Annotated in this window: 12 protein-coding genes and 1 pseudogene; 9 read left to right on the top strand and 4 right to left on the bottom strand. The window is 61.4% G+C overall.

Translation table 11 applies throughout. From position 1 onward, the window contains the following. Positions 1-185 (top strand): annotated as a pseudogene (locus J0I64_RS09425) (CTP synthetase); the annotation flags it as partial. 125 nt (positions 186-310) lie between these two features. Here the strand turns inward: J0I64_RS09425 and J0I64_RS09430 are convergent. Beyond that, a complete protein-coding gene (locus J0I64_RS09430; protein WP_291407469.1) occupies positions 311-1,159 on the bottom strand; it encodes an SDR family oxidoreductase in 849 nt (282 codons plus the stop codon). A 130-nt stretch (positions 1,160-1,289) separates the two neighbouring features. Between J0I64_RS09430 and J0I64_RS09435 the strand changes: the two genes are divergently transcribed. The 4 genes from J0I64_RS09435 to J0I64_RS09450 all read left to right on the top strand — a co-directional run bounded on the left by J0I64_RS09435 (position 1,290) and on the right by J0I64_RS09450 (position 4,092). Beyond that, positions 1,290-1,661 (top strand): helix-turn-helix domain-containing protein, encoded by a 372-nt coding sequence (locus J0I64_RS09435; RefSeq protein WP_291407471.1) that lies wholly within the window; start codon positions 1,290-1,292, stop codon positions 1,659-1,661. Between the two features lie 9 nt (positions 1,662-1,670). Beyond that, positions 1,671-1,847, top strand: coding sequence for a DUF4169 family protein (locus J0I64_RS09440; RefSeq protein WP_291407473.1), 177 nt, complete (start codon positions 1,671-1,673; stop codon positions 1,845-1,847). Positions 1,848-2,067: 220 nt separating this feature from the next. Beyond that, positions 2,068-3,357 carry an MFS transporter gene (locus tag J0I64_RS09445; RefSeq protein WP_291407475.1) on the top strand — a complete coding sequence of 430 codons (1,290 nt, stop codon included), beginning with the start codon at positions 2,068-2,070 and terminating at the stop codon, positions 3,355-3,357. Between the two features lie 168 nt (positions 3,358-3,525). After that, a complete protein-coding gene (locus J0I64_RS09450) occupies positions 3,526-4,092 on the top strand; it encodes a hypothetical protein (protein WP_291407477.1) in 567 nt (188 codons plus the stop codon). 71 nt (positions 4,093-4,163) lie between these two features. Here the strand turns inward: J0I64_RS09450 and J0I64_RS09455 are convergent, their stop codons facing one another. Further along, a complete protein-coding gene (locus J0I64_RS09455) occupies positions 4,164-4,589 on the bottom strand; it encodes a VOC family protein (protein WP_291407479.1) in 426 nt (141 codons plus the stop codon). Positions 4,590-4,742: 153 nt separating this feature from the next. Between J0I64_RS09455 and eno the strand changes: the two genes are divergently transcribed. Both eno and aqpZ read left to right on the top strand, forming a co-directional pair. Continuing rightward, complete coding sequence (gene eno, locus J0I64_RS09460) at positions 4,743-6,020, top strand: phosphopyruvate hydratase (RefSeq protein WP_291407481.1); 1,278 nt, start codon at positions 4,743-4,745, stop codon at positions 6,018-6,020. Positions 6,021-6,440: 420 nt separating this feature from the next. Next, the gene (gene aqpZ, locus J0I64_RS09465; protein ID WP_291407483.1) at positions 6,441-7,127 is read left to right on the top strand and encodes an aquaporin Z; all 687 of its coding nucleotides are present in this window, start codon (positions 6,441-6,443) and stop codon (positions 7,125-7,127) included. A 93-nt stretch (positions 7,128-7,220) separates the two neighbouring features. On the opposite strand, the gene J0I64_RS09470 is transcribed toward aqpZ, so the two are convergent. Together J0I64_RS09470 and J0I64_RS09475 are read right to left on the bottom strand one after the other, a co-directional pair. Then, positions 7,221-7,403: a CsbD family protein gene (locus tag J0I64_RS09470; RefSeq protein WP_291407485.1), complete on the bottom strand. Its 183-nt coding sequence runs from the start codon at positions 7,401-7,403 to the stop codon at positions 7,221-7,223. A gap of 84 nt (positions 7,404-7,487) precedes the next feature. Next, positions 7,488-8,963 (bottom strand): AMP nucleosidase, encoded by a 1,476-nt coding sequence (locus tag J0I64_RS09475; protein ID WP_291407487.1) that lies wholly within the window; start codon positions 8,961-8,963, stop codon positions 7,488-7,490. A gap of 381 nt (positions 8,964-9,344) precedes the next feature. Between J0I64_RS09475 and greA the strand changes: the two genes are divergently transcribed. After that, complete coding sequence (gene greA / locus J0I64_RS09480) at positions 9,345-9,827, top strand: transcription elongation factor GreA (RefSeq protein ID WP_291407489.1); 483 nt, start codon at positions 9,345-9,347, stop codon at positions 9,825-9,827. A 224-nt stretch (positions 9,828-10,051) separates the two neighbouring features. Further along, positions 10,052-10,902 (top strand): bifunctional methylenetetrahydrofolate dehydrogenase/methenyltetrahydrofolate cyclohydrolase FolD (folD, locus tag J0I64_RS09485; RefSeq protein ID WP_291407490.1); only part of this gene is annotated, 851 nt, incomplete at its 3' end.

Here is a 10,902-nt window from a genome sequence, read left to right on the forward strand (position 1 = left end):
AGAACGGCCTCCTGTTCTCCGGCGTCTCGCCCGACGGCAAGCTGCCGGAAATCGTCGAACGCACCGACCACCCGTGGTTCATCGGCGTCCAGTTCCACCCGGAACTGAAATCCAAGCCCTTCGAACCCCATCCGCTGTTCACGAGCTTCATCTCGGCAGCCATGGAACAAAGCCGCCTGGTCTGAGGCAAAAGAAAAGGGGCGCAGCTCGCGCCCCTCCATCGATCGTCATTGCCGGGCTTGTCCCGGCAATCCATCTCGCCTCCGCATGGACCACCGGGACAAGCCCGGTGGTGACGACAGAGTAGGCTTTACGCCGGAATGAACTTCGCCGCGTTCTCGGCGATGTAGTCCTGCAAGCGTCGCGGCTTCTTCCCCGTCAGCTTTTCCACCGCATCGGTTGTCGCCGCAGTCCAGCCCTCGCGCACCGGATAGAAGATCGCAGCCAGCATTTGCGCATAATCCTGCGATAGGCCCGCCGAAACGAGGGCAGGGATGAACACAGCGTCATCCACCGAGCGATAGGTCACGTCCCGCCCGGCCGCCTTGGAGATCAACGCCGCCGCCGCGCCATAGCTCAGCGCTTCCGGCCCGGTCAGCGCAAAAGCCTGCCCATCAAACCTGTCCGTCGTCAGCGCCGCTGCGGCCGCCGCCGCAATATCCCGGCTGTCGATAAAACTCGTCTTGCCTTCGCCCGCCGGCACCCGGATTTCGCCCGCCAGCACATCGTGGCCCCAATAGGTCTCGAAGTTGTCCGAGAACCAGTTCGGCCGCAGGATCACGTAGGGCACGCCCGACTTTTCTAGCCGCAGCTCTACCTGCCGGAACGGAATATTGTCATCGGCCTCAACGCCAATCGCCGTCTGCAGCACAACCTTTATGCCGCGCTCCGCCGCCGCATCCACCACCGGCGCCAGCAGTCGCACATGATCCGCTTCGCCAGCCGGCGCGAGCACGAACAGCCGATCCACGCCCTCCAGCGCCGGTCCCAGCGTTTCCGGCCTGTCGAGATCGGCCAGCACGGCTTTTGCCCCGGCAACCGAAACCTTCTCCGGACGCCGCGTGCCCACACGCACCTTTTCGCCCCGCGCCACCAATTCCTGCACCAGCGCCGCGCCGACATTGCCGGTACCACCGATCACCAAGATCTCGTTGCTCATTTCGCTCTCCACATTGTAGCTAGTACCTAAAAGAAACTAGCGAGTGAAATTGCACTTAAACCAATTCTGGAAATCGGGTAAGAAGGCACTAGCGGGTGATAAGGTCACCGCGCAGAAACCGGGCGCCGCCATGAGAATTCCAAACGTCTACGAAAAGGACTGCCCCACACGGCTGGTCCTCGATCATATCGCCGACAAATGGACGGCGCTCATCCTCTGGAAACTCGTCGACGGCCCGCTGCGCTTCAACCAGATCCGGCGCATCGTCGAAGGCATCTCGCAGAAGATGCTGTCCCAGACCCTGAAGCAACTCGAGCGCGATGGTCTCGTCTCCCGCCGCGCTTTCGCCACTGTCCCGGTTACGGTGGAGTATTCGATAACGCCCCTGGGCCACAGCCTCGCCGAAAAGATGGCCGCCGTGTCCCTCTGGGCGCAAGACAATATCGATAGCGTACTCTCGGCCCAGGCAAAGTATGATGCCGGTGTCGACGAGATCGCCTAGGAGCGCCACATGGCTGAAATCATCTCCCTGTCGAAAGCCCGCAAGGCCAAGGCTCGCACCGAAAAGGAAGCGACAGCCGAAGCCAATCGCCTGAAATTCGGCCGCACCAAGGGCGAAAGGCTCAAGGACGCCGCTGAAAAGGCCGGCGTGGAAAAACACCTCGACGGCCACAAGCGCGAGGATTGAGGGTAGCGCCAGGGCCAGCCGAGTCGCGCCTAAAACTCCATGCACCACATCTCCCTTGATGGGGGAGGGCGTGAGGGGATGACGGCACGCGCCGTCTTAACCCCCTTGCCCTGAACCGTACTCTGCGGTACTCCGGCCCCATATCGTTGGCTGTAGCGCGGACTATTCGGGATGGAGGCGTGCTATAACAGCGCCCAAACCGAAACCATCCCGGACTATCATGACAATCGCTTCAGCATCGTCCCCGGCCAATGTGCCCGGGAATTCCGCCCGTCGCGTTCTTGCGGCGAGCATGATTGGCACGACAATCGAGTTCTTCGATTTCTACATTTATGCGACCGCCGCGGTAATCGTCTTCCCGCATCTCTTCTTCCCAGCGGCCGATTCCAACTCGGCGCTGCTCTCCTCGCTTGCCACCTTCGCCATCGCCTTCCTGGCGCGCCCCATCGGCGCTGCCTTCTTCGGCCACTTCGGTGACAAGGTGGGCCGCAAGGCAACTCTCGTCGCCGCGCTCCTCACCATGGGCATTTCCACCGTCCTGATCGGCGCGCTGCCGACCTACGAGCAGATCGGCATTTTTGCGCCGCTGCTGCTGGCGCTGTGCCGTCTGGGGCAGGGCCTCGGCCTCGGCGGTGAATGGGGCGGCGCTGTCCTCCTCGCCACTGAAAACGCCCCCGAAGGCAAGCGGGCCTGGTACGGCATGTTCCCCCAGCTCGGCGCCCCGGTCGGCTTCTTCTTCGCCACCACCATCTTCCTGGTTCTCGCCCATTTCCTCGGCGATGACGCCTTCATGTCCTGGGGCTGGCGCGTGCCGTTCCTGGCCAGCGCCGTGCTGGTCATCTTCGGCCTCTTCATTCGCCTGAAGATTACCGAAACCCCGGAATTCGCCAAGGCTATCGAAAAGGCCGAACGTGTCGAAGTCCCGTTCTTCGACGTCTTCAAGAGCCACAAGCTGAGCCTCTTGCTCGGCACCATGGCCGCTCTCGCCACCTTCGTGCTGTTCTACATCATGACGGTGTTTTCGCTCAGCTACGGCACGGGCACGCTTGGCTACAGCCGCGAAGAATTCCTTATCTTGCAGATGGTCGGCGTTCTCTTCTTCGGCCTCTTCATTCCCTTGGCTGCCGTCCTGGCTGACCGCTTCGGCATGCGCCGCGTCATGGTGGGCGTGTCCATCGGTATCGACATCTTCGGCCTGGTCCTGGCTCCGCTACTCGGCGCCGGCAACGTGTTCGGCGTGTTGGGCTTCCTCTGCATCGGCTTTGCCCTCATGGGTATGACCTACGGCCCCCTCGGCACCGCACTCGCCGCGCCGTTTCCCACCGCCGTCCGCTACACCGGCGCTTCGCTGACCTTCAATCTGGGTGGTATTTTCGGTGCATCCTTCGCGCCCTACATCGCCACCTGGCTCGCCAGCACCTACGGCCTCCACACCGTCGGCTACTACATGATTATCGCCGCGGTGATCACGCTCCTAGCCTTCGGCTTTATTCGCCAGACCGCGGACTGATCTGATCGGCAAGTCCGAGAATAAGTGAGGACCGCCCCAGCAGGGGCGGTCCTTTGCGTTTCGACGACCAATTCTGCACCACCCATTCAGTTTGAGTTCAACTGCCCGCCTTTATCGAAAGGACGGATCAATCTTGAAAGGCCGCGGTAGCGGCAGGGGACAGTCGATATGAAAATGCGGTTTTGGGCGTTGCTTGGTTCTTTTCTTGTCGGGGCTGTAACGCCCGGTGTCGCGCATGCAGACACACTTCGCTTTGCATCTGAGGGGCTCTATATTTTTGAACGCCCAGCTTACAGTGCTTTTCTGGCTGCACGCGTGCAGAAGAACGACGTGATGGTCGTTTCCGACGATTGCCCGCAGGGTTATTGCAAGGTCTGGTATCCTCGCGAGCAGAAAGAAGGCTATCTTAACTCGCCAACGCGTGACTGGCCGGCGCGGGTCAATATTCCCAGCCAGCCAACCAAAGGCTATTCCCGCATCACCGCCACCGTGCATCTGCTCTCGAGGCCAAGTCAGGGGGCGCGCCATATGGGGCGTTTGGAGGCTGGTGATCGGGTGAAAAAGGATCAGTGCGTGTCAAGCTATTGCTTCGTGACGCACGAAAGCGGCTTTCAGGGCTGGGTCGGTGTATTTGCCATAAAGGACGACCTCGTTCTTGAGCGCAGTGAACACTTCCCCAATCGGTCCGATTTCAAGATTGATTTGCCGGTCGAGAGTCTCCTCCGGAACCGCTAGGCGGGTCCGGCAAACATATTGACGGCACGAGCGTGGGTACTCGTGCCGTTTTGCTCCGGAGTGAAATAAGCCTACCAATCTACCTGGCAAACCACCCCATCCGGGCCAAACTGCATGCTGTCCTTGGTGTACTCAAAAATCTCGAGCTTCACCCCGCTCGGATCTGCCAACCAGGCCTGCCAGGTATGATCCACCCCCAGCTTCTTCTCGGTGATGGCAACGCCCTTCGACTTCACATGCGCGATAAACCCATCCAGATCCTCCGTCTCGAAGCAGATGTGGTTGATCTGGTTGCTCTCCTCGAACCGCGACTCGCCCTTCAAAAACACCTCGACAAACGTCCGATTGCCGAAATCGAGATAAAACCCGATCCGCTTGTCGCCCCGTTTGAAGTCGAACTTGCGCTCGATACCGATGACATCGCGATAAAACGCCTCCACGGCGTCGAGGTCCCGGGCGAAGACGCAGGTATGAGCAACCTGTTTGACGAGTGGCACGATGATTCCTCCGTTTTTTATAACGTTACAGTTCCCAATGGGGCTACGAAACGGGGCAGGGGCGAGAAAATTTCATGCAGCCTCTTTCCCTTGTCACAAGTGCAGTCTAGGAGAAGCCGAATAGCCTCGAAACACCGCAGGGAAAGGCCGAAAATGTCCTCAATTATCCACGTCCAGGGTCGCCAGGTTTACGATAGCCGCGGTAACCCCACCGTCGAAGTCGATGTGGTTCTGGATGACGGCAGCTTCGGCCGCGCCGCCGTTCCCTCGGGCGCTTCCACCGGCGCTCACGAAGCCGTCGAACTGCGCGATGGCGGCAAGAAGTACAACGGCAAGGGCGTCACCCAGGCCGTCGAAAACGTCAACACCGCCATCTTCGAAGAAATCCAGGGCATGGATGCCCTCGACCAGCTCGGCGTCGATCAGGCCATGATCGATCTCGATGGCACCGCCAACAAGGGCAAGCTCGGCGCCAACGCCATCCTCGGCGTGTCGCTCGCCGTCGCCAAGGCCGCTGCTGAATCGAGCGAACTGCCGCTCTACCGCTATATCGGTGGCCCGAACGCCCACGTCCTGCCCGTCCCGATGATGAACATCATCAATGGCGGCGAGCACGCCGACAACCCGATCGACATGCAGGAATTCATGATCCTGCCCGCCGGCGCTGAAAGCATTGCCGACGCCGTCCGCATCGGTTCGGAAATCTTCCACACGCTGAAGAAGAACCTGTCCGCCGAAGGCCACAACACCAATGTTGGCGACGAAGGCGGCTTCGCTCCGAACCTCGGCTCGGCCGATGAAGCTCTCGGCTTCATCATGCGCTCGATCGAAAAGGCCGGCTACCGTCCGGGCGAGGACGTGTTCCTCGGCCTCGATTGCGCCGCCACCGAATATTTCAAGAACGGCAAGTACGAGATGGTCGGCGAGGGCAAGTCGCTCTCCTCCGAAGAGAACGTAAAGTTCCTGGCCGATCTCGCCGCCCGCTACCCGATCATCACCATCGAAGACGGCATGGCCGAAGACGATTGGGATGGCTGGAAGGCGCTGACCGACGCCATCGGCAAGAAGGTTCAGCTCGTCGGCGACGATCTCTTCGTCACCAACACCCAGCGCCTCGTCTCGGGCATCAAGATGGGCGTTGCCAACTCGATCCTCGTCAAGGTCAACCAGATCGGCTCGCTGTCTGAAACCCTCGACGCCGTCGATACCGCGCACCGCGCCAGCTACACCTCGGTCATGTCGCACCGCTCGGGCGAAACCGAAGACTCGACCATTGCCGACCTCGCCGTCGCGCTCAACTGCGGTCAGATCAAGACCGGCTCGCTGTCGCGTTCCGACCGTATGGCCAAGTACAACCAGCTGATCCGCATCGAAGAGCAGCTCGGCTCCTCGGCCAAGTACGCCGGCTACTCGGTCGTCAAGGGCCGCTAAGCTCCACGATCCTCGGGCGGGCGTCTGTCTATGACAGCTAGCGCCCGCCGACCAATTCTGCGGCTGGAGCAATTGCGCCGGCAGCAACTATACGGGCCCTGTTCCGACCTCCCCACAATATCCCCGGTGCGGACATAGCGGCACAGTTGAAGCCTTAGGGCAGGGCGTGACCGTCTGAGGCGGACGCCGGGCTGCTCTCTCGTCTCTGTAGCGGCGTCGCCATTGGCAAAGTCATTGTCGCCATGGCTGCTTGAGACGTCCCCCACACTACAGCAAGCAGCCACCGGAGTAGGTCGGGGCAGAGTACAGTCGCAGCGTTCCACTGCTGATGGCGCGCTCAATTCTTCATTTTCGTGTGTCGCGCCAAAACTAGGCATAAGATGTTCCAGTAGAATCAACCTGCTTGGGGAGTCTTGGGTCATGATTAAGCGTCTATCGGCTGAAGCATTTGGTACGTTTTGGCTTGTGTTCGGCGGCTGTGGTGCAGCCGTTCTCGCCGCCGGCATTCCTGATCTCGGCATCGGCTATGCCGGCGTCGCGCTCGCTTTCGGCCTCACCGTCCTGACCATGGCCTATGCCGTGTGCCACATTTCTGGCGGCCATTTCAATCCGGCCGTTTCTCTTGGCCTCGCCATCGCCGGCCGCTTTGAATACAAGGATCTCGTGCCCTATTGGGTCGCCCAGCTCGTCGGCGGCATCCTTGGCGCTGCCGTGCTCTTCGCCATCGCTTCGGGTACGGCCGGGTTCACCGCCGGTGGCTTTGCCTCCAACGGCTATGATGCTCTCTCGCCGCATGGCTATGGTCTCGTCTCCGTGCTGATCGCCGAAGTCGTTCTCACCGCCTTCTTCCTGCTGATCATTCTCGGCTCGACCCATGGCAATGCTCCGGTCGGCTTTGCGCCCATCGCGATCGGCTTTGGCCTGACCCTGATCCACCTGATCTCGATCCCGGTCAGCAATACCTCGGTCAATCCGGCCCGCTCCATTGCCGCCGCCATTTTCGCGCAGAACGGCGCGCTGGGTCAGGTCTGGCTCTTCATCGTCGCACCGCTCGTCGGTGCCGCCATCGGCGCCATTCTCTGGAAGGCGCTGCTCGATCGCGACTGACAAACGAAAAGGCCCGGTGAAACCACCGGGCCTTTTTCTTGGGCGCAACGCCCGAACGAGTGACCGCGCCTTTTCGGCGCAAAGCCTCGCTTCCTAGTGCTTCAGCGCGTCCCGCGCCTTGCCCTTGAGCTCGCCGGCCTTCTGCTGAATTTTGCCAGCGACCTTGTCGGCCTTGCCTTCGGCCTGCATCCGCTCATTGCCGGTCAGGCCGCCTGCGGCGTCCTTGATCGCGCCCTTGACCTGCTTGCCGACACCTTTGACTTCGTCCTTGTGCATCTTCAGCTCCTTTCGAAAGCTCTGTAGCCACAAGAACGGCGAAGACCCGCAACCCGTTCCCACGGGCGCGGTGTCACAACCTGTTTACTGGAACGCCGTCTCTGCAAAGCTGCGCAGTTTTCGCGAATGCAACCGCTCGGCCGGCTGATCCCTGAGGATTTCCATCGCCCGCAACCCAATCTGCAGATGCCGATTGACCTGCGTGCGATAAAAATCCGAAGCCATGCCCGGAAGTTTCAATTCCCCATGCAGCGGCTTGTCCGACACGCAGAGCAGTGTCCCATAAGGCACGCGGAACCGGAACCCATTCGCCGCAATCGTCGCACTCTCCATATCGAGCGCCACGGCCCTCGACTGGCTCAACTGCCGCACGATCTCCGTCTGGTCGCGCAGTTCCCAGTTACGATTGTCGAACGTCGCCACCGTGCCGGTGCGCATGATCTTCTTGGTCTCGATCCCCTCGGTCTGGGTGATCTCCTCCACCGCCTGCTCCAGCGCCACCTGCACTTCGGCCAGCGCCGGTACCGGCACGGTCAATGGCAGGTCGGCATCGAGCACATGGTCCTCGCGCACATAGGCGTGGGCCAGCACATAGTCGCCGAGCTCCTGCGAATTCCTCAGGCCCGCGCAATGCCCCAGCATGATCCAGGCATGCGGCCGCAAGACAGCGATATGGTCGGTAATCGTCTTCGCATTGGCCGGCCCGACGCCGATATTGACCATGGTGATGCCACGCCCGCGATCACCCACCAGATGATAGGCCGGCATCTGCGGCGCCCGCGGCGGCGGCGATCCGGTCACCGCGCCCCCGGTAAGAGCATTGTCGGTGAACACGTTCCCCGGCTCGATGAACCGCTGATAGTGCGCATGCCCTTCCGCCATCCACGCCTTCGCCACCCGGCAGAATTCGTCGATGTAGAACTGGTAGTTCGTAAAGATCACGAAATTCTGGAAATGCTCTGCCGCCGTGCCGGTGTAATGCGCCAGCCGGAACAGCGAATAATCGACGCGCGGCGCCGTAAAGGCCGACAGCGGGTAGGGCCCGCCACGCGGCGGCACATAGGTGCCGTTAGCAATTTCGTCGTCGGTATTGGCGAGATCAGGCGCATCGAACACATCGCGCAGCGGAATGTTCAGCGCATTGAGCGCCGCGCCATCCACATGCTCGTGCGGTGGCAGCGCAAAGTGCAGCGGGATCGGCGTATCGCTCTCGCCCACATCGATCGTGCCACCATGGTTGCGCAGCAGCACCGTGAACTGTTCCTGGAAATAGGTCTTGAACAGGTCTGGCGCCGTCACCGTGGTGCGATAGATCCCCGGCGTGTGGAGATAGCCATAGGGCAGGGTGCTTTCATGCTTGGAATAGCTGGTCGAGCGCACTTCCACCTGCGGATAACAGGCCCGCACGCGCCCCTCGGGCACCGCGCCCTTGGTCAGGCCTGCCAGGTGGCCACGGATGAAATCGCAATTGCGCTTGTAGATATGCGCAATCTGCTCCCACGCTGCCTCGGGATCGGTGAAGCTCTTCGTCTCTAGGCGCGGCGGAGTGATTGTCGTCATGAAGCATCCTCATCGGCCGGACATTGGCTCCGGCAAGCGCGTTGGAATCGCGCCGGTTTGGCCGTTCACTATAGGTGCCGCATGACACCTTCTCAACGGAGCCTGGGACAGCATAGCCCCAACTTCACACTTCGGTGAGCCGCACTTTTATTGCCGCAATTGGCTCCCATCTTTTCACTCAGTTCATCGGCAACTGCAAACGACCCATGCACCGGTGAGCAGGACATGGTCAGCCGCTTGTCCCCCAAGCCCTCAACAGCGCGGCGGGCCATGTCCCCAAGACCGTCCGGCAGAGATGCCGGACGGTCTTTTCTTTTCCCCCTCGCGTCAGTAGAGACGGACTTCACTCGGCGTCGTTTCGCCCTTCACGGAGTACCTAGCGTGAGCGTAGCCTTCACCAAGGAAGACAGTGCGGAAACCGCCTCGGAATCCGTCCTGCCCGATCGCCCCATTCCGCCCGGTCCCAATCTCGTCACCGCTTCTGGTTTGAAGGCGCTTGAGCAGCAGGTGGAAGTGGCCCGTGCCGCCTACGATGCCGCCCAGTCCATCGAGGACATCAACGAGCGCCGCCGCCAGTCGTCCGTGCCCCTGCGCGACCTGCGCTATTTCTCCGAGCGCCTGCGCACCGCCGAACTCATTCCCGCGCCCACTGGCACCGAAACGGTCGCCTTCGGCGCCAGGGTGACCTTCAGCCGCGACGATGGCCGCGTGGCCACCTATCGGATCGTCGGCGAAGATGAAGCCGACCCCAAGGCCGGTTCGATCTCGCACGCCTCGCCCATCGCCCAGGCCCTCATGGGGAAGAGCGTCGGCGACGTCGCCACCCTCGGTGCCCAGGAACTCGAAATCACCGCCATCGCCTGACCGACGCCCCACAGCCCGAACTCCCCCTTCGTCGTCTTGCCGGTCTCGTCGCGGCAATCCATCTCGCCTCCGCACGGACCACCCGCAAAGCCCGGTGGTGACCCTCAAAATGGCAGCCATGAGCCGCAAAGCAATGGACGGATCATGGCGCATCCCTTATGTCGAAGCCGAAACGCGGGAAGCCGTTTCCCGCGCCTCTAAATCCCCAAGAAATCGAGGCTGACATGACCGCAAAAATCATCGACGGAAAACTCTTTGCCGAGAATCTGCGCGGTCGTATCGCAGGTCACGTCCAGCGCCTCAAAACCGAGCACGGCGTCACCCCCGGCCTCGCCGTCGTCATCGTCGGCCACGATCCTGCCAGCCAGGTCTATGTCTCCAACAAGGCCAAGCAGACCGCCGAAGTCGGCATGAATTCGTTCAAGCACGAGCTTCCGGAAGACATGTCCGAGGCTGACCTGCTGGCCCTTGTCGCCAAGCTCAATACCGATCCGGCCGTACACGGCATTCTCGTCCAGCTGCCCGTTCCCAAGCATATCGACCCCAACAAGGTCATCGAAGCTCTCAATCCTGCCAAGGACGTCGACTGCTTCACCCCCGCCAATGTCGGCAAGGTCCAGATCGGCCTGCCGGGCCCGGTCTCCTGCACCCCGCTCGGCGCCTTGATGCTGCTGCGCGATCATGTGGGCAAGCTTGAAGGCAAGCACGCCGTCATCATCGGCCGCTCCAATCTCGTCGGCAAGCCGATGGCCCAGCTGCTGCTGCGCGACAATTGCACCGTCACGGTCGCTCATTCCAAGACGCAAAACCTTGCCGATGTCGTCCGCCAGGCCGATATCGTCGTCGCCGCCGTTGGTCGTCCCGAAATGATCAAGGGCGATTGGCTGAAACCCGGCGCTGTCGTCATCGATGTCGGTATCAACCGCGTCCCGGCTCCCGAAAAGGGCGAAGGCAAGACCAAGCTCGTCGGCGACGTCCATGTCGCCTCCGCCGCCGAAGTCGCCAGTGCCATCACCCCGGTTCCGGGCGGCGTCGGTCCCATGACCATTGCCTGCCTTCTGGCCAACACCGTCAC

Source organism: Devosia sp., assembly GCF_017307565.1.
Taxonomy (GTDB): Bacteria; Pseudomonadota; Alphaproteobacteria; order Rhizobiales; family Devosiaceae; genus Devosia.

Coding starts and splice junctions, on each gene's coding strand:
- J0I64_RS09470 (WP_291407485.1), bottom strand. CDS start 7,403: ATGCACAAGGACGAAGTCAAAGGTGTCGGCAAGCAGGTCAAGGGCGCG.
- J0I64_RS09475 (WP_291407487.1), bottom strand. CDS start 8,963: ATGACGACAATCACTCCGCCGCGCCTAGAGACGAAGAGCTTCACCGAT.
- eno (WP_291407481.1), top strand. CDS start 4,743: ATGTCCTCAATTATCCACGTCCAGGGTCGCCAGGTTTACGATAGCCGC.
- J0I64_RS09430 (WP_291407469.1), bottom strand. CDS start 1,159: ATGAGCAACGAGATCTTGGTGATCGGTGGTACCGGCAATGTCGGCGCG.
- J0I64_RS09435 (WP_291407471.1), top strand. CDS start 1,290: ATGAGAATTCCAAACGTCTACGAAAAGGACTGCCCCACACGGCTGGTC.
- J0I64_RS09445 (WP_291407475.1), top strand. CDS start 2,068: ATGACAATCGCTTCAGCATCGTCCCCGGCCAATGTGCCCGGGAATTCC.
- aqpZ (WP_291407483.1), top strand. CDS start 6,441: ATGATTAAGCGTCTATCGGCTGAAGCATTTGGTACGTTTTGGCTTGTG.
- J0I64_RS09440 (WP_291407473.1), top strand. CDS start 1,671: ATGGCTGAAATCATCTCCCTGTCGAAAGCCCGCAAGGCCAAGGCTCGC.
- J0I64_RS09450 (WP_291407477.1), top strand. CDS start 3,526: ATGAAAATGCGGTTTTGGGCGTTGCTTGGTTCTTTTCTTGTCGGGGCT.